This window comes from Bordetella sp. 02P26C-1, from assembly GCF_009763255.1.
In the GTDB taxonomy this organism is placed as follows: domain Bacteria; phylum Pseudomonadota; class Gammaproteobacteria; order Burkholderiales; family Burkholderiaceae_B; genus Bordetella_A.
This window is the reverse complement of the sequence record NZ_WSJB01000019.1, coordinates 182,094-199,279: the sequence shown is the minus strand read 5'-3', so window position 1 is coordinate 199,279 and position 17,186 is coordinate 182,094. Positions and strand designations below refer to the sequence as shown.

Genomic DNA, 17,186 nt, shown 5'->3' with positions numbered 1-17,186 from the left:
CCCCTAACTCCGCGAAGGGAAGTTGACGCTATTGCATCAAAAATCCCTCGCACTGGCTATGGTTGCCGTCAGAAAGTAGATCAATGGCCGTCCAGATGTTGGTATCCCGCAACAAACCACTGCACTCGGCCAGTTCTGCGCCACACCGTCTACGCGTTTTCCCTAGCGGGTTTAAACCGGGTATCAGCGGCCGGATTCGCGCGCGCCAGAACGCCCGGCCCTGCCACCGCCAGACAAAGCGCGAGCCACGCCAGGCTCAGCGAAAAGCCCGCCATCACATCGCTGGCGTAATGAACCTGTAGCAACACGCGACTGACGCCTATGGCGCTGATCAGCATCGCCCCAAGAATCAGGCAAAGCCGCCGCTGTGGGGCCGGCAGATGGCGCGCGAGGATGAGGCAGATACAACCGTACACCGCCATGGACCCCGCCGAGTGGCCACTGGGGAAACTCCATCCGACCTCCACGGCATAGCCATGCAAATGCTCGGGCCGCGCTCGCTGGAGCGCGTGCTTGACGATAAGGGTGAGCATCCCCGCGCCGCCCGTGGCGACGGCGCAGGTCATCGCCAGACGCCACTCGCGCCGCAGCAGCAGCCCCAGCACCAGCACGCACGCCAGCAGCGCCAGCCAGTTCCGGTTACCCAAAGAGGTAAATAGCGCCAGGCACCGCAATAACCCGTCCGGCAATGAACTTGCAAACCCGGAAGCCAGTGCCTGATCGAAACTCGCAAGACCGCCCTGCCGGACCATCATCAGCGCCAGCATGACAAATGCGCCGGCGCCAACACCGCACACCGCCAACCAAAACGGGCGCCACCCCCACCGGAATGGCAATCCGCACGGCCCGCTGACCGCCCCGACGAGCACGCCCGCGGTCACCGGCACGCCGAACACAACCGCCCACGGATAAGTCGTGAGCCACAGCACCCATCCGCGCCACCAGGAGGGCTCGACCATCATTGCGGGACACCCGTACGCGACTTAACCGTCATCGACGCCACCTCGTGACATGCCGAGTAACACAGTCGAATGCCTTCTTGTCCTCGTCATAGTCCCACCGCTGGATCGCGCAATCGTGCCGGCCCGCCGCCACGGCGTGATCGATCACGTTGACAGAGTTCGGGATGCCCCCGCGCACTCGGCGGGACAACGCCGTGCCAGCCTGAACCACCCAGGCCTGCCGTGTTCCAGGCGGCCGCTCACTGAGCGCTTCATCCTCGGCCAGCCCGCCCTCCTCGAGAATCTCCCCGACAGGCAGCGAGGCGCTGGCCAGGCTGGTCTCGCCTAAAGCCGGCATGACGTAGGGCAGATGGATGTGCCCGCCCAGAATCAGATCAGCCCCAGCCTCCACCCAGGCGGGAACGGCCTTTTCTCGGCCGATCAGCAGATTCTTGCGATCATGCTCGACGGCGGCTCTGACGGGGTGATGCAGCACCACGATCCGTAAACAATCCGGATGGGCCCGCCGCAGACGTTGCGCGACACGGGTGATCTGGTGCGCATCGACCTGACCTCTTTCATGCCGCGTGGGCCGCGTGGAATTCACACCAATCGCCAGCAGACCCGGTGTTTCAAACACCGGCTCAAGCGTCGCGCCCATCGCCCGACGATACCCGCCATAGGGATTGAGCAATCGCGCCACCACGTTGAACAATGGGATGTCGTGATTGCCCGGTACGGCCAGGACAGGGCGTTCCAGGGCCTGGACAAAGCTGCGCACGGCGGCAAACTGACTGCGCCGCGCCCGTTGCGTCAGGTCGCCACTGAGCAGCACCAGATCCGGTTGCAAGTCATGCGACAGGTGCAGCAGCGCCTGCACGACGGGTTCGACTTCGGTACCAAAATGGGGGTCGGAAATTTGCAGAATCCGCGTCATTGATATTCCGGCAAGTTCAGGCGCGCTCGGCCTGCATGGAAGGCGGCGGCACCAGCAAATGCAGGTGCTGCTCGGCGACATTGAATTCCAGTGGCGTGTCTATCCAAAATATTTCGCCGTCCAGGGCAACCTTGACGCGCCGGCCGGGCCGCCCGACACGGACGGTCAGCTTTTCAAAGCCAAAGCTGAAGACATGCTCGGCCTCTCCCAGGCGGCTGAGCCAGCCACGCAGCACAAGGCCATAGAGCCCCCAGGTCCCAATGGGCTTGGATCCCATCGCGACGAGTTTGCCCCGATTCAGATCATCCACCTCGGGAATGCCAATCTGTTCGAGCTGCAGCGCGTTATTGCCCACCACAATGGTCGGCGTACGCAACCTGCGGGTTTGTCCCTCGTATTCCAGCACCAGGGACAATTGCCGGTGCGCGCGTGCCAGGGTGACCAACGCGGACCACACCGCCACGAGGCGACTGCGCCCATAGCGCTGTTTGTAGGCTTCGCGATCCTCAAGCAATTGGGGATACAGGCCCAGGCTGGCGTTGATGAGAAACGTACGGCCATTGACCACGCCTACCTGCACCGGCTGGGGCTGCGCTGCCAGCAGGCAGCGCGTGGCGAGTTCAGTGTCCTGCGCAATCCCGTAGGTGCGACCGAAATAGTTGAAGGTGCCCTGAGGCAGGATGCCGAACGGCAATCCACTGCCAATGACGGCCTGAGCCACCGCGCTTAACGTGCCATCGCCACCCGCGGCCACGACGATGCCGCCCTGCTCGCGAGCGCGTGTGACGGCTTGCTGCGCGACAGCAGGCAGCTTGGCCCCCTCGTCGACAGGCATCAATTCATAACGGCGTCCGGCTTCATCGAGCACCCGCTGGATGGTCACCTGAACGTCTTGCGCATCGTCCCGGCCGGAACCGGTATTGAGCACAATGAAAAACGGCTCTTGGCCGGACAGCTGAGTAGGATTCATGCCACAAAGATAGCCTGGGGTGCAACCAGCAGGCAAGCCGCATAGGACTAAAATCCTCGCTGAGCAGACTCCCCCGCTTTACCGTGCCCTCCTCCGACGCCCCATTCAGTTTTCGAAAAATCGCCATCCCGGCGTTTGGCCCTTCCATGTGCTTTGGCGTCAGCAACGGGGCGATGTTGCCCGTTGTGGCGCTCAGCGCACGCGAACTCGGCGCCTCGGTGGCGATGGCGAGTCTTATCGTCGCGCTGATCGGCATCGGATCGTTGGTCAGCAACATCCCGGCAGCGATGATCACCTCGCGTTATGGCGAGCGCCGCGCCATGATGGGCGCGGGCATGCTGAGCATGCTGGCGCTGCTGTTGTGCATCGGTGCACCAAATGCGTGGGCGCTCGCCGTCGGGGTGTTCTTTATCGGCATGGCGTCATCGATCTTCATGCTGGCGCGCCAAAGCTACATGATCGATGCGGTACCGGCCTATATGCGGGCGCGCGCGTTATCGACCTTGGCGGGGACCATGCGTATTGGCGCATTCGCGGGGCCGTTTGGCGGTGCGGCCCTAATGCACTTTCTGGGGCTGGAGGGGGCTTACTGGTTCGCAATGCTGGCGATGGGCGGCGCCACGCTGATTGCCTATCACGCGCCCGACATGGCCCCGCCGGAACGCCAGCCGGGCAACCCGAGCCGCACCAAATATCGCATCATCGACGTCGCGCGCGCGCACCATAAGGTGCTGCTCACGCTAGGCTTGGGGATTTTGATGGTCAGTGCGGTGCGTTCTTCGCGCCAGGTGGTCATCCCGTTGTGGGCGGACTACCTGGGGATGAGCCCCAGTACGACGTCGATCATCTACGGACTGGTGGCCGCCATTGATATGTCGGTGTTTTATCCCGCCGGCAGTTTGATGGACCGACGCGGACGACTCTGGGTCGCCGTGCCGTCGGCACTGCTGATGGGCGTGTCTCTGATTGGAACGTCGTTGACCACTGGCTTGGTCGGCTTTGTGTTGATGGCCTTGCTGCTGGGGATGGGCAATGGCATAGGCTCCGGGATCGTCATGACCCTGGGTGCGGACGCCGCGCCCAAGCAAGGCCGCACCGAATTTTTGGGACTATGGCGCCTCGTGTCGGATATGGGCACGAGTGTCGGACCGGTGGTATTGTCGGCTGTGACTGCGGCGTTCACGCTCACGCTGGCTGTGGCTACGATGGGCGCGTTTGGACTGGGAGCGGCGGCGGTGTTTTGGCGTTGGCTCCCGCGTTCCAATCCGTCAGCTCAAAGCTGACGAGGGAGTCGCAAAAATAAACCCCGCCAGTACGAGGCGGGGTTTGCTCGACACAAATTCGAATAACGGAAACGATCCAGACCGCGCCCGTCTGTCTTTTGACAGGCTCGGACGCGGCCAGCGGGCTGCTTACTGCTGTTGCGCCTGGTAGGCGTAGTCCGCCTCGTGTTTCGCCAGCCTCAGCAGCAGCAACATGCAAGCCAGCAAGCCCGCGCCGGCAAGCACCCACCCCGTTTGGCCCAGCGCCGGCACCGCTACCAGCGGAGCAGCCAAACCCGCCAGCGGCGCCAACAGCATAATCATCCAGAACGCCGCACCGCCTCGGCGAGCGGGCGTCGCCGCCTGCGCACGGTGCACCACCGTGGCGGTTGCCCGTTGATAGGCTTTTGCTCGCTGCGTCTTGGCGCGGTACGTCCGTATGGTCCGCCCGCCTCTGCCGCGTTCACGCACGAAATCGCCGTAAACCACTGCCATATGCGCCTCCTAGCTCTACGCCTATGCGGGCACGGCGCCCACATAGCTCTGGCCTGGCACTTCAGCGTGGCCGGGCTTCTGCCGCCCCGGTCCACTAAAACACCAGTGTGTTAGTCACCAACTGCTGTTAGGCATAGAAATACACCACATCCGCAGGATTAGCAATCCCATTGAGATCAGAAAAGCCTACAAAACGCAATGCGACAGATTGACGCACCGGTTTTCATAGGGACCGCGGCGGTGTGCGCGGAAACGTCTAGTAATTTGCCGTGACATCTCAGGAATCACGCCAGTGGGCATCCCGAGACATACTTTTACGCAAGCTTAAATAACTAGAGGAGAGCGAGCATGTCTACGCAAGATAGCCCAGAACCCACAGAATTGAAACGGGTAATGGGCCCTAAGTTGTTATTGCTGTTCATTGTCGGCGACATTCTTGGCACGGGGATCTATGCCCTGACGGGGCAAGTCGCGCAGGAGGTCGGTGGCGCGGCGTGGGCGCCGTTTTTGGTGGCGTTCGCGGTGGCGCTGCTGACGGCCTTCTCCTATTTGGAACTGGTGACCAAATACCCGCGCGCTGCAGGCGCGGCGCTATATGTGCATAAGGCTTTCGGCATCCATTTCCTGACGTTTATCGTGGCTTTTACGGTCATGTGCTCCGGTTTGACGTCGGCGGCAACCGCCTCGCGGGCATTTTCGGCCAATATGTTCGCGGTATTTGGGATGGGCGACGACGCGACACTGGTCACCATGGGTGCGTTGGGATTCATGGTACTCGTCATGATTGTCAATTTCCGCGGCGCATCCGAGAGCGTCAAGGCCAACGTCGTGCTGACGCTCATCGAGTTAAGCGGCTTGCTGCTCGTGATCCTGCTGGGTTTTTATGCAATGAGCAAAGGCCAGGCAGATTTTTCGCGGGTGGTCGCATTCGAGACGCCAGAGAATAAAAGCGTGTTTCTGGCCGTGACCTCGGCAACGGCGCTGGCATTTTTTGCCATGGTGGGCTTTGAGGACTCGGTAAACATGGCCGAGGAAGTGCATGCCCCGCACAAAATTTTCCCCAAGGTCATGCTCACCGGTCTGGGCATCACGGCGGTGATTTACGTTTTAGTATCTATTTGTGCCGTGGCGCTGATCCCCGTGGGCGAGCTGGCCGCGAGTTCTACGCCGCTGGTGCTGGTCGTGGAGCGCGCCGCGCCAGGCTTGCCGATGGATAAGATCATGCCGGTCATCTCGATGTTCGCCGTCGCGAACTCGGCGCTGATCAATATGATGATGGCTAGTCGCCTGCTCTACGGCATGTCGCGCCAAAACGTGCTGCCGAAGTTCTTGTCCTACGTGCACCGACGCAACCAGACGCCTTGGGCGGCGATCGTGTTTACGACCATCCTGGCCTTGGCGCTGATTCTGCTGGTCTCTTCGACCAACTCCAAAGCCATCAGCGCCTTGGGCGGCACCACCGCCCTGCTCTTATTGGGCGTGTTCGCGTTTGTGAATATCGCGGTATTGGTGTTGCGCCGGGACCGCGTGGAACATACGCACTTCAAAGCCAATACCGTTCTGTCGGTCGTGGGCGCGGCGGCCTGCGTGTTCCTGGTGACACCTTTGACGGGACGCGATGTCATCCAATACCAAGTGGCGGGTTGGCTGCTAGCCCTGGGCGTGGTGATGTGGGGACTGACAGTGCTGTTCCAGCGCAATCAGCCGCACCGGCTCGATCCCGAGCGATTGAACGAAAGATAAGCAGCGCACGCGATCCGAACAAGGGCGCGCGTCTACCGGGGAGGAGGCGCGCGCCTTTGTTCATTTACCGCCCACGGGGCGAGATGCTTCGGCGGGGACGCGGGCGTCACAGTGGGGATCTGCATGCGGCGTCGTGCCGCATGGCTGTGCTAGAAGCCGCACATCGCAGCTAAGGTTTCCCAATTCAGTTGCAGCTCGGGTTGGGAATACCCGAGAAAGCCCAGCGCGAGCACGGCCACGAGCAGAAAACCACCCAGCACTCGCCAGAAACGTGAGCGTTTCATCTCAGCTCGCCGCGTTCGCCATGGCGGCGCGCGGTGCCAGCGACTGTTCTTTCACCGGCAAACACAACAACGCCGCGATCAGGGCCAGCGCGATACCGATCCACCACATTAAGTCGTAGTTGCCGGTGCTCGCGTAGAGGTATCCCCCCAGCCACACGCCCACGAAGCTGCCGACCTGGTGGCCCAAAAAGACGATGCCGGACAACGTCGCCGCATATCTCAGCCCATAGATCTGACCGATAAGCCCCTGGGTCAGAGGTACGGTACCCAGCCAGAATAAGCCCATCCAGCCGGCAAATACATAGAGCACCCAGGTCGACAATGGCATTGCGAGAATCAGCAGCATGCCAAAGGCGCGCAGGCCGTACATGGCCGCCAACAAGCGCTTTTTGCTGTATTTGCCGCCGAGTTTGCCGGCATAGAACGAACCCACCACATTGAACAGACCGATCAACGCGATAGCTGTAGCGCCTTGGCTGGCCTGCAGCCCTTCGTCGGCCACGAAAGCGGGCAAGTGCAGCGTGATGAACGCCGTGTGAAATCCACAGACGAAGTAGCTGCCCGCCAGAAAATGAAATGACGGGTGGCGCAACGCTTGCCGGATCGCCGCGGTCAACGACTGCCCGCCCACCTGGGCGCCCGGTTTACCGCGCAGAAAATACGCCATCGGAATCCCGGTGGCGGCGAATAAGGACAACGCCCACAAGGCGCCCGTCCAATCCAGGCCACTGATGAGCAACTGGCCGGCCGGCACAATCAGAAACTGTCCCATCGACCCGCCGGCGCTCGCAATACCCATCGCGGTGCTGCGGTAAGCCATGGGCACCGATCGCGCCACGACGGGCAGAATCACAGGAAAGGTTGTGCCTGCCTGCCCCAGGCCCACGAGCAAGCCCGCTGTCAGATACAAGCTGGCTTCATCGGTCGCCAGACGTGTCCCGATCATACCGGCGGCATAGAGGAACGCGCCTAGGGCGATCGTACGCCCGGACCCATAACGATCCGCCAGCATCCCCATGAAGATGGACGAAATGCCCCAGACCAGGTTCTGCAGCGCGAACGCCATGGAGAACACATCGCGCCCCCACCCGTGCTCCAGCCCCATCGGCTGCATAAACAACCCAAACGTGGCCCGCACGCCCATGGCGAGCAGAACAACAAACGTGCCAAGCCACACTGTGCGCAGCGAAACGGACTGAGATTCGGACATCTGATTTACCAGAGGATGATCTGGAAACGGGGACGCGTGGCGCGCCGGCGTACCAAGGATTGATGATGTTTTTGGCGACATCATATACAACCTATCACCACGCGGGGGCTGAGCCCATGAGCCGAGCCTGGGTATCCCGCCATCCAGCACGCAATCACTTCGGCGAGATCACCACCTGCGAGCCGGCCCGCCCTTGATCGAACTCTCTGGCCCACGCGGGCGCCAACGTTGCTACCGCGATGGCGAGCTGGTTGGCGGCGTCTTGTTCGAGCCGCGCGGCCTCGCGGTCGCCGCCCTGCGTATGCTGCGCGGCGTTCTGTATCAACCGGTTCATCGCCGAGGCGAGATCACCCCCTGCATCGATGACATTCATCGCGGTATTGCGATGATGTGCCCGGGTGAGATCCATCAAAGGTTCTGCGGTGGGCAGGCCGAGCGCGATCAAGGTCTTCAAGCGGGCCAGGTTTTCCAAGTGCTGCCGGTCGTGCGCGAGGAGCTCGATCACGCCATTAACGTCCACATCGGCCACGAGCAGGAACTGCAACGCCGCCCGCTTGGCAAAATCAGGCGTGCCTTCACTTAAACGCAGGAGAGCGTCGCGCCCTAGCGCGGGATGATCGCTCAACAGCCGCTTTGCCGCCCCGATTTCGCCATAGCCCTGCGCCTGCCGCAGCGCATTGGCAAGATCGGCGCCCATGAGCATGAGCAAATGCGGGACTGTCGGATCAAAATGGCCGAAGATGTGCTCACGATGGCGATACGCCAGCATGAGCGTGACATCCAGATCGATATTCCATGCAATCAATCGGCCGGCGGCTTCGTGCCGACACCCCGCGAGCAACCTGAGCAGTGCGCGCGGACCATCCGCCCCCAGCGCGAGAAGCTGCGAGGCCAGTTCCTGATCGTTAGCGGTCGCTGCTTCGATCAGTTCGTCGCTGCCATCGGTCAAGGCAGGAATGAATGCGCGCGCCGTCTGCATGTCCCCGCCGCGCACAAGCTGGATAAGAATGTCCGTAGAAACGCCATGCGTCAACACCAGTGCGCGCGCGGTATCCATATCGCCGGCCCGCACGAGATCCAACAACACATTGCGGGTATCCATGCCCGCCTTGATCAAGACATATCTCGCCCCGACATCCCAATCGGCGTTCAGCTCCTTTAGCGCCACGGAGGGATCGGCACCCAGCTCGAGCAGCAAAGCGGCATCAGGCACGTTGCCGTTGAGGGCTACCCTCAGTAGGTGAGCATTCTTTTCGTCGGAAGACAAATTGGCAAACAAGGCCCTGCGCCGGGCCAGATCGTCCAACACTATCACGGTATCGCGGGCAGCCAGCAAGGAGGTATCGGCGCCGGCGGCGTGCAAAAGCCTTATCTTCTTATATCTCTCAGGGGAGATTTCGCGGTGTACGCCAGATGGCCCCAGCTCGCGCAGTACCTCTTGCGTGGACACACCCGCCTGAATCAAGGCTCTCGCGGCCTTGAGGTCACTCTCTCGCACGATGCTGATCAAGTCGTTGGGATTGACGCGGCCCGCGTCTATCAGCACACGTAGCGCTTCTACATTTCCGCGTTCCGCCAGGCCCCGACAATAGTGAGCACCCTCGATCATGTGCGGGGCGAGCACCTGCATGGCGGCGATCTCGCCACTGTTGGCCAGTTGTAGCATCGAGTACGAGTCGTAACCGAATGGTCGACAATGCTTGCTTTGCTGGGCCATCAGGAACGCGACGGCGTCGTTCATGCCGTCTTTGGCCAGACGCGTCAGGGCTTGCGGGACGTCTGCGCCACCTTTGATCAACGTCTCCGTAGCTGCACTGTCGTTGCGCAGCGCCGCCGCTATCAGGGCAGCGCTGCTTTGAGCGCCGAGCAACGGCAGTATCCTGATCGCCTGCAACCACCCATGCTCGACCGCGACATCCAGAGCCATGGACATGTCGGCGCCGAACGCTCGCAGGACTTTTACGGACATTGCCTGAGGGGCGACCTGCATGTGGTGTTGAACGGCCCGCGCCAGCGCAATGGAAGGATTCGCCCCCGCGCTGATGAGCTGGGCGGTGGCTTGCACATGACCGCGGGCGGCCGCCTGTACTAACGCCTCGACTCTGTCGTCATGCACGCCGGCGGTCAGCAATGCGTCGACTAAAAAAGGAAGATCATGACCCGCTTCGATCGCGATTTTTAGAGGCGTATACCCCATGTCATCGGGTTCATTGATCAGCGACAGCATCCAGGGCTCAGAGCCATGCGTGAGGTGGAGGGCAATCGCATAACAACCGCTCTGGATGGCGTGATGCAAGCAATTTTGGCCCCCATCGAATCGTAGTGTGACCATATGCTGGCCAAGGAACGTCGATGCTGCGATAAAACCCTGAAGGTCGTCGTTGGTTAGGGCATTTACCACCGCTCGGCGCGCGTCTTGGATCGCGGCTTCGATGGGATCAGGCGAGGCCGGGGCAGAAATGTACGCAGAAGGTTGAGGGAGGTGATTCAGATAGAAAGGCATGAGGTGATGCTGTAAGGAGGGTAAATCGTCTGACGAGCGATGACCAATACCCGCCCTCTCCAATCCACCATGCCGTATTGACAACAAATAGGACCAAAAGAAAGTCTAACCGTTAGCTCTTTGCCACATATCACCTCCGCATGGCGAGCAAAGCAGCATGCAAAAAGGAGGCCGTCCAAGGCCTCCTTGACGATGATTGTGATCGCTATTCGCGCTACCCGACGGTCTCAAATCCGTAAAAGGCGGCCGGATTGTCCACCAAAACACGCTTGACCATATCCGCCCCCCCAAGATGCCCCAATAGATGCATGAGCAAACTCTGGGTATCCACCTCGGAGGGAAAATTGATATGCGGCCAATCGCTGCCCCATAACAGCCTGTCGGGGTTGCAGTCCACGAACTTGGCCATGGCTTGCGCCATGTCCTCCATACCGGGGAACCGGGAGGTGTTTCGATAAGCCGTCATCTTCACCCAGATGTCGCCTCGTTTGAGGGCATCCAGCAGACTTCGGAAGGGCTGGGTTGACAAGTCCCGGTCAGGATCTACGCGTGCCATGTGATCGATCACCACTGGCACACCCGTATCGAGCACGCCCTTTTCAATATCATTCCAGCACGAAGCATGGGTCCAAAGTTGCGCGTGAAAGCCATGTTCACGCATCCGCGGGGCCAACGCATAAAAGTCCTCGAGCCCTACGGTGTTGTGATAATGACTCGCTCCGCTCGAAGGGGGCGCATGACGAAAGCGTAGACCGCGCACGCCTTGCTCCCACCAAGCATTCAGCTCATCGTCGCTCACCGTCCGATCCGTGACCACCACGCCACGGAGTTCAATCACCCGGTTGTTTTCGGAGCAATGTTTGAGTGCAGCCAGCATGGCGCGGTTGTCCGTGCCATACGCGGACGCCTGCACCAGCACCCCGCGCTGCAAGCCCAGCCGCGTCAACAGCGCATAGAAATCGTGCACCGTGGACTCCTGCGGCGTATAGGTGCGAGTGGTCGCCAACGGATATTGTTCGAATGGGCCAAAGATGTGGGCGTGACAGTCGCACGCCCCCACAGGGAGAGCGCTCAGCGCATAAGGAAGATGCATAAATAAGCTCAACAGGGATGCTTACTCAAAGGAAATCCCAAGGTTCTTGATGACGGGCGTCCATTTTCCCCGCTCTTCATCGATGAATGTCTTGAATTCAGACGGCGACATCGGCGTGACATCGATTAGCTGCAACTTGGCCTTTTCCTGAAATGCGGGCGTCTTGATGACCTCATTGATTTCATGATTAAGATAGTCAATCACTTCGGGAGGCGTCGCGGCGGCAGCAGCAAGAGCGAACCAGGAATCTGCCGAGTAGCCTTTCAATCCCAATTCCTCGAACGTAGGAATCTGGGGCAGTGTTTCCGAACGACGTTTACTAGTCACCGCGATCGGGATGATCTTGCCCTCGTTGATCAGCCCGACTCCCGCCTGTGCGACAAACGCCAACGGCAGTTGTCCACCCGCCAGATCCGTGACATAGGCGCTGGTCGCCTTATAGGGCACGTGCACCAGATTGGCGCCGGTTTCTTTGGCGAGCAATTCACCGGCGAGGTGTTGAGTCGTACCGACCCCCGAGCTGGCGTAGGAGAGCCCGCCCTTCGTCTCTTTCGCCGCGGCGAGCAACTGATCAAGCGTCTTGATGTTCGATTGAGGCGAGGCCGTCAGAATGTTGGGATAGGTGCCGATGAAGGCCACCGGCGCCAGGTCTTTTTCCGGGTTGTAGTTCAGCGTCTTGTACAGGTAGCGGTTGGTGACCAGCGGGCCCGGCGTGACGAGCAAGAGCGTCTGGCCGTCGGGTTTGGAGCGGGCCACATAGGCAGCGCCGATGTTGCCGCCCGCGCCCGGGAGATTTTCGACTACCACGGGCACCTTGATTCGCTCGCTGAGCCCTTGGGCAACAGAACGCGCGAGCACGTCGCCGCCCGACCCCGCCCCGAAGGTGACAACCAGCTTAACCGGACCGTTCAGTGTGACTGCAGCTTGGGAAGCAGGCGTGAGTGCCGTCAAGGCGGCAGCAAAGGCGGTGATACACAAAGACTTCAACTTCATTTTTCTGTCTCGTCGGTTGTTTTGTTAAGAAACGGTGAAGAAATAAGTGCAACGGAGGGCCGGTTAGTCAGTGAATTACCGTGTGTTATCCCGAGGCGCGGGCATCGCTGCCGTGAGGGATGCAATGTCATGCCTTTCTAACGAAAGGGCCGCCTTGAAGAATCGCTGGTCTGGATCCGAATAGCCACCAAAGTTCAGACAGTCAGTCCACTTTTCCTGCAGCTCCGCGTCGGATAACGGATCGGCGTGGGATCCCCTCAAAACGCGCACCTCTTTCTCGTGCCGCTGTCCATTACGCAGCGTGACGCTCACGACATTCCATCGTGGAGTGCTCGCCCCCTGCGCTTCTTCGGTCGATACCGCGGCCATCAGTCGGCGAATGGCGGGCCGTTGAACAGCCTCGTCGGTAAAACTGGCCAGTCGCACGTACCCATCCACGGCCGCGGCGGCCATGGCGTAATGCATGCTGAACTTGGCCTGCAACCCCGTTTCCGCTCCTGGATGGATCAGGGGCACCATTCCTCGGTAGTTGGAGCGCACCTCAATCTTGGCGATTTCCTCGGCACTGAATCCAAGCGTCCGCCGCAGATCGAGGATGGCGTCCAGCGATCGATGGGCCGCATAGCACATCGGATACTTCTTGATCTCCAGACCGCTACTGACCAGTTCGAGCGGTGCGCAGCCCAGGTTTTCCATTTGCTCATCAAGACTTTCGCCATTGCCATACAGCTTGATAAAGCCTTGGCGACCGTCCAACGCATCCGAGGCGGCGTCCATGCCGGCTTCTGCGAGCAAAGCCGCGCGCAACGCGGAAGCATTGCAGTGTCCAGTCTGAAAAGATTTGGCCATCGTGCCAAAACTCGCCTGGGTCCCCGAGGCTTGCGCCACCGCAAGGCCAATGGCGTTCGCTGTTTGCTCGACCGATAGCCCGATTAAATGGCTGCAAGCCGCAGCCGCGCCCACGACACCGATCGTCGTACTGGCATGCCACCCACGTGCGTAGTGATCAGACACCATGGCACGGGCGATCTTGACCATCACTTCCAGACCGACGGCATAGGCCGAGGCCAACCGGATGCCGCTGCTGCGGCGCGAAGCGCCCAGCGCCAAGAGCGCCGGAAGCATCACCACACTAGGATGTCCGCGCAATGGAGAGCTGACATCGTCGAAATCCAGTACATGCCCGATCAGCCCGTTGTAGAACGCGGCATCGGTCAACGAAGCTGACTCGTCATGCGTCCAGAGGCGGCCTTGCCCCTCGGCTTGCGGCGAGTTGGTCATCGGGTTCGCGGACCTGACATACCGCAGCGCAGTCAGACTTGCAGGCTCGTCCACCGCTGCCAAGCCTATGCCCACCGTATCCACGATCGCGCGTCCGACCGTACGGATAGCGGCTTCGGTCAGGTGTTCGACAGGGAACTGGGCGGAGAACTCCGCAATGCGCAACGCCGCGGGCGTAACGGTTTGATCTGTCATAGTAGATGGAGAGATATCGAGGTTTAGGATTTAGAAGATGTCGCGCAGCATAGCTTCGAGGCGGTCACGGTAGGCTGTCAATTCTCGGTTTCTATCGGCGTTGAAGTTTTTGGTGGCGTTATCAAGGACAGCGCGAAGCGCCTCGGGTTGCAGATCGGCATCGCGCAAACGCAAGGCCAGCCCCTGCGCCCGGAACCACGCATCAACGGCATCGGCTACCGGCTCTGTGCCACCGCGCTCATTTCGCCCATCGATTCCCAGCGCCATGGCGATTGCAGATACGGTATCCGGGCATAAGTGGCCGAAGTGCCGGATCGCGGGCCCCGTCAGCATGGCATGAGTCAGCCCCTGGTCCAACTGATCAGCTTGGTTAAAAAGCGCAGAGCCCAGGGCATATACCGTACGGGCGATCCATTGTGCGTCGAAGGGCCGCCCACCATCATCCTCGTCGCGGTTCTGTAGCAGCGCGGCAGCGCACATATCCACCCGCGCCCGCGCATTCGACGCATCGCCCATGTTGGGCAACGCCGCTTGCGCGAGCGTATAGGCATAGAGCCGTGATGCCTGGACCAAAGGATTCGCTCTTTCTATCGCGGCGACGTTCATCAGAGCCCGCCAGAACACACCCAGGCCTGTCGATATGGCCAAGGACGGCGGTGCGGTCAGCAAGGCATCCTCGTCCCAAAAGATGGCGGTGGGCCGGGTTTTCGGATCGAAAAACTCCAGTCTCGGTCCGCCGCGCGGGTGTTTTAGCGCTGCCCCGCCGCGATTCTGCGCGGAGGTGGCTGCCGTGAGAACGTTAAATATCGGCACCTTAGGGCTGGATAACCGCGGGCTAATCGGCGGCCCATCTTCCGGATATTGGGTGCACAGCGTCTCGGGCAAGCCGGATTCCGCCAGCAGAATGGCCACGACGCGCGTAGCCTTGATCACACTGCCCGCCCCAATGGCAATCAGGGCATCCGCGTCAGCCTCACGCGCCCGCTCGGCCGCAGCCACCACGTCGTCTACGGGCGCATCCTTGCCGAGATTCGTGAACGCGCCTGCATAACGCCCTTCCAGCAAAGCAGCGACGTGTTGCGTCAAGGGCGTGCGTGTAGCCACGCTGCGCCCGCAGATGACAAACGCGCGCTGCACCCCCGCTCGCTTGATCTCACGGGGCAACTGTCCCAACGCGCCCGTACCGGCATGGATGCGGACGGCGTGGCTAATGGAAGTAAAAAACTGCATGCAGGCGGATCCGAGACTCAGATTGAAGGCAAGCCGTTCTTGAGGAGATCGCGCGCGATGACCCAGCGATGCACCTCGCTGGGCCCCTCCACGATGCGCATGACCCGACACATGCGCGAGATGTATTCCAGTGGCAATTCTTTCGAGACACCCATCCCGCCGAACAACTGGATCGCTCGATCGACGACGCGGGCGATCATTTCGGTCCCTTGCAACTTGACCATCGAACCGTCCAGACGCACATTGCCGTGTCCTGTGTCCATCTTCCATGCCATCTGATAGACCAGCCAGCGCAGCATTTCGATTTCCTGGTAGCTATCAGCGATCCACCATTGGACCGCTTGACGATCGGCAAGGGGTGCGCCGAACGTCTGACGGGTATTGGCTTGCTCGATCATCATCTTCAGACAACGCGTGGCAAGGCCGAGGCAGCGTGACGCAATCTCCAACCGGCGAACTCCCAGGCGTTTGGAAATCGGAGCGAAGCCGCTGCCGACTTCCCCAAGTACCTGGCTATCATCCAGTTCTACGTTGTCCAATACGACTTCGTACGGATGGTATTCCCCAATCATAGGAAATGAAGTCGGAATGGTGAGCCCCGGCGTACCCTTGTCAACGAGGAACGTCGTGTAGGCGGACCGCTTGTCCGCTTTCGGATCGGTGACCGCCATGACGATCATGAAATCGGAGCGGCGTGCATTGCTGATCCAGAGCTTCGTGCCATTGAGCACCCATTTTCCGTTCTTGCGTTCCGCTCGCGTCTTGATCGCGGCTGCATCCGAACCGGCGCCTGGCTCGGACAGGGCTAAACAGCTTTTCTTTTCACCGCGCGAATATGGAAGTAGATAGCGATCAATCTGATCGCCCTTGCACAGTTCCTTGAGTAAAAACAGATTCGGACTTTCTGGGGGCAAGACGAATGGAACGACGCTGTGCTTGAGCTGTTCGATAACCAAACATTTATTGAACATGCCCAGGTCCTGGCCACCGAATTCCTCCGGGACGTCAATTCCCCACAGGCCAATGTCCCGGGCTTTTTGCTGGAGTTTTGCCTCGATCTCCGGCGGGATGATCGGTGTGTCCTCATACCCACGCTCCGCCTCACGGCGGATGGTCAACGGCTCGAGCGGAATCAGCTCTTCGTTGACAAAACGCGCGACGGTGTCGCGGACCATTTTCGACGATTCGGGCAACTCAAAATCCATGATGCTTCCTGTGCTGCATAGCGGCTAAATAGAGTGGGGCAAGACCTGGAGGAATTCAGCGGCCTTGGTAGTTGGGTTCGCGCTTTTCCTGAAAGGCGCGGCGGCCCTCGATGCGATCTTCGGTATCTCGAAGCAGACCGAACGCGTAACGCTCAGCCTCTAAGGCAGCGGGCAAGGGCATGTCGAGGCCGTTGTAAACCAACCGCTTCACGGCGCGCACCGATAACGGCGCATTACGTGCAATTCGACTGGCGATCGCCGTGGCGCTGGAAAGCAGATCATCGCGACGCACCACACGGCTGACCAAACCAATTCTGGCGGCTTCTTGCGCATCGATACGGTCGCCTGTCAGCAGCATCAGCATGGCATTGGATAAGCCAATCGCACGGGGCAAACGCTGCGTGCCGCCTGCACCGGGAATACTGCCGATGCGCACTTCCGACAACGCGAAGACGGCATTTTCCGAAGCAATGCGTATGTCGCATGCGAGGGCCAGCTCCATGCCACCCCCCATGGCATAACCGTTGACCGCACAGATCAAGGGTTTGTCGGTATCAAGACCAGCGAGCAAGTGATCGGATTCGGATCGGCCGAAGGTGAGTTCGGCGAAGCTCTCCTTGGGGGGCATGGTTTTCTTCAGATCCGACCCTGTGCAAAACGCCTTGTCCCCGTTACCCGTGAGAATCGCCACGCGGATACTGTCATCGTGTTTGATCCGTTTCCATGCGTCATGTAGTTCAGCCCGTGTTTCCGGATCGATGCTATTCATGGCCTCTGGCCGGTTCAGCGTAATGGTGGCGATATGGTCTTGAACATCGAACAATAGCGTCATAAGAACTCCTTC

15 protein-coding genes are annotated in these 17,186 nt (G+C 60.3%); 2 read left to right on the top strand and 13 right to left on the bottom strand.

Translation table 11 applies throughout. The annotated features are described in order from the left end of the window. Nucleotides 1–149: 149 nt before the first annotated feature. The 3 genes from GOQ28_RS11975 to GOQ28_RS11965 are packed head-to-tail and all read right to left on the bottom strand — an operon-like array spanning nucleotide 150 to nucleotide 2,848. On the bottom strand, nucleotides 150–962 hold the full coding sequence (locus tag GOQ28_RS11975) for a phosphatase PAP2 family protein (protein ID WP_236844318.1): 813 nt from the start codon (nucleotides 960–962) through the stop codon (nucleotides 150–152). Nucleotides 963–990: 28 nt separating this feature from the next. Next, nucleotides 991–1,878 (bottom strand): metallophosphoesterase family protein, encoded by an 888-nt coding sequence (locus GOQ28_RS11970; RefSeq protein WP_160356610.1) that lies wholly within the window; start codon nucleotides 1,876–1,878, stop codon nucleotides 991–993. A gap of 16 nt (nucleotides 1,879–1,894) precedes the next feature. Continuing rightward, nucleotides 1,895–2,848 carry a diacylglycerol/lipid kinase family protein gene (locus GOQ28_RS11965; protein ID WP_160356609.1) on the bottom strand — a complete coding sequence of 318 codons (954 nt, stop codon included), beginning with the start codon at nucleotides 2,846–2,848 and terminating at the stop codon, nucleotides 1,895–1,897. Nucleotides 2,849–2,994: 146 nt separating this feature from the next. Between GOQ28_RS11965 and GOQ28_RS11960 the strand changes: the two genes are divergently transcribed. Further along, complete coding sequence (locus tag GOQ28_RS11960; RefSeq protein WP_202109705.1) at nucleotides 2,995–4,131, top strand: MFS transporter; 1,137 nt, start codon at nucleotides 2,995–2,997, stop codon at nucleotides 4,129–4,131. A gap of 129 nt (nucleotides 4,132–4,260) precedes the next feature. On the opposite strand, the gene GOQ28_RS11955 is transcribed toward GOQ28_RS11960, so the two are convergent. Further along, nucleotides 4,261–4,605, bottom strand: a complete 345-nt coding sequence (locus GOQ28_RS11955; protein ID WP_160351448.1) for a hypothetical protein — start codon at nucleotides 4,603–4,605, stop codon at nucleotides 4,261–4,263. Between the two features lie 348 nt (nucleotides 4,606–4,953). On the opposite strand from GOQ28_RS11955, the gene GOQ28_RS11950 reads away from it, so the two are divergent. Continuing rightward, nucleotides 4,954–6,348: an APC family permease gene (locus tag GOQ28_RS11950; protein ID WP_160356607.1), complete on the top strand. Its 1,395-nt coding sequence runs from the start codon at nucleotides 4,954–4,956 to the stop codon at nucleotides 6,346–6,348. 149 nt (nucleotides 6,349–6,497) lie between these two features. On the opposite strand, the gene GOQ28_RS18730 is transcribed toward GOQ28_RS11950, so the two are convergent. The 9 genes from GOQ28_RS18730 to GOQ28_RS11910 all read right to left on the bottom strand — a co-directional run bounded on the left by GOQ28_RS18730 (nucleotide 6,498) and on the right by GOQ28_RS11910 (nucleotide 17,174). Continuing rightward, on the bottom strand, nucleotides 6,498–6,632 hold the full coding sequence (locus GOQ28_RS18730) for a hypothetical protein (protein WP_255448252.1): 135 nt from the start codon (nucleotides 6,630–6,632) through the stop codon (nucleotides 6,498–6,500). Between the two features lies 1 nt (nucleotide 6,633). After that, the gene (locus GOQ28_RS11945; protein ID WP_160356606.1) at nucleotides 6,634–7,842 is read right to left on the bottom strand and encodes an MFS transporter; all 1,209 of its coding nucleotides are present in this window, start codon (nucleotides 7,840–7,842) and stop codon (nucleotides 6,634–6,636) included. Between the two features lie 154 nt (nucleotides 7,843–7,996). Further along, the gene (locus GOQ28_RS11940) at nucleotides 7,997–10,069 is read right to left on the bottom strand and encodes a hypothetical protein (RefSeq protein WP_160356605.1); all 2,073 of its coding nucleotides are present in this window, start codon (nucleotides 10,067–10,069) and stop codon (nucleotides 7,997–7,999) included. Nucleotides 10,070–10,559: 490 nt separating this feature from the next. After that, on the bottom strand, nucleotides 10,560–11,438 hold the full coding sequence (locus tag GOQ28_RS11935) for an amidohydrolase family protein (protein WP_160356604.1): 879 nt from the start codon (nucleotides 11,436–11,438) through the stop codon (nucleotides 10,560–10,562). Between the two features lie 21 nt (nucleotides 11,439–11,459). Further along, nucleotides 11,460–12,431 carry a Bug family tripartite tricarboxylate transporter substrate binding protein gene (locus GOQ28_RS11930; protein ID WP_160356603.1) on the bottom strand — a complete coding sequence of 324 codons (972 nt, stop codon included), beginning with the start codon at nucleotides 12,429–12,431 and terminating at the stop codon, nucleotides 11,460–11,462. Nucleotides 12,432–12,506: 75 nt separating this feature from the next. Continuing rightward, entirely contained in the window at nucleotides 12,507–13,907 is a 1,401-nt protein-coding gene (locus GOQ28_RS11925; RefSeq protein ID WP_160356602.1) for an MmgE/PrpD family protein, read from the bottom strand. A 30-nt stretch (nucleotides 13,908–13,937) separates the two neighbouring features. After that, nucleotides 13,938–15,137, bottom strand: coding sequence for an iron-containing alcohol dehydrogenase (locus GOQ28_RS11920; protein ID WP_160356601.1), 1,200 nt, complete (start codon nucleotides 15,135–15,137; stop codon nucleotides 13,938–13,940). Nucleotides 15,138–15,154: 17 nt separating this feature from the next. Further along, entirely contained in the window at nucleotides 15,155–16,342 is a 1,188-nt protein-coding gene (locus GOQ28_RS11915; protein WP_160356600.1) for an acyl-CoA dehydrogenase family protein, read from the bottom strand. Between the two features lie 55 nt (nucleotides 16,343–16,397). Continuing rightward, complete coding sequence (locus GOQ28_RS11910) at nucleotides 16,398–17,174, bottom strand: enoyl-CoA hydratase/isomerase family protein (protein WP_160356599.1); 777 nt, start codon at nucleotides 17,172–17,174, stop codon at nucleotides 16,398–16,400. Nucleotides 17,175–17,186 lie beyond the last annotated feature (12 nt).

Excerpts from the sequence above, each read along its gene's own strand:
- GOQ28_RS11975 (WP_236844318.1), bottom strand. The coding sequence starts at position 962 with ATGATGGTCGAGCCCTCCTGGTGGCGCGGATGGGTGCTGTGGCTCACG.
- GOQ28_RS11970 (WP_160356610.1), bottom strand. The coding sequence starts at position 1,878 with ATGACGCGGATTCTGCAAATTTCCGACCCCCATTTTGGTACCGAAGTC.
- GOQ28_RS11965 (WP_160356609.1), bottom strand. The coding sequence starts at position 2,848 with ATGAATCCTACTCAGCTGTCCGGCCAAGAGCCGTTTTTCATTGTGCTC.
- GOQ28_RS11960 (WP_202109705.1), top strand. The coding sequence starts at position 2,995 with ATGTGCTTTGGCGTCAGCAACGGGGCGATGTTGCCCGTTGTGGCGCTC.
- GOQ28_RS11955 (WP_160351448.1), bottom strand. The coding sequence starts at position 4,605 with ATGGCAGTGGTTTACGGCGATTTCGTGCGTGAACGCGGCAGAGGCGGG.
- GOQ28_RS11950 (WP_160356607.1), top strand. The coding sequence starts at position 4,954 with ATGTCTACGCAAGATAGCCCAGAACCCACAGAATTGAAACGGGTAATG.
- GOQ28_RS18730 (WP_255448252.1), bottom strand. The coding sequence starts at position 6,632 with ATGAAACGCTCACGTTTCTGGCGAGTGCTGGGTGGTTTTCTGCTCGTG.
- GOQ28_RS11945 (WP_160356606.1), bottom strand. The coding sequence starts at position 7,842 with ATGTCCGAATCTCAGTCCGTTTCGCTGCGCACAGTGTGGCTTGGCACG.
- GOQ28_RS11940 (WP_160356605.1), bottom strand. The coding sequence starts at position 10,069 with ATGCTGTCGCTGATCAATGAACCCGATGACATGGGGTATACGCCTCTA.
- GOQ28_RS11935 (WP_160356604.1), bottom strand. The coding sequence starts at position 11,438 with ATGCATCTTCCTTATGCGCTGAGCGCTCTCCCTGTGGGGGCGTGCGAC.
- GOQ28_RS11930 (WP_160356603.1), bottom strand. The coding sequence starts at position 12,431 with ATGAAGTTGAAGTCTTTGTGTATCACCGCCTTTGCTGCCGCCTTGACG.
- GOQ28_RS11925 (WP_160356602.1), bottom strand. The coding sequence starts at position 13,907 with ATGACAGATCAAACCGTTACGCCCGCGGCGTTGCGCATTGCGGAGTTC.
- GOQ28_RS11920 (WP_160356601.1), bottom strand. The coding sequence starts at position 15,137 with ATGCAGTTTTTTACTTCCATTAGCCACGCCGTCCGCATCCATGCCGGT.
- GOQ28_RS11915 (WP_160356600.1), bottom strand. The coding sequence starts at position 16,342 with ATGGATTTTGAGTTGCCCGAATCGTCGAAAATGGTCCGCGACACCGTC.
- GOQ28_RS11910 (WP_160356599.1), bottom strand. The coding sequence starts at position 17,174 with ATGACGCTATTGTTCGATGTTCAAGACCATATCGCCACCATTACGCTG.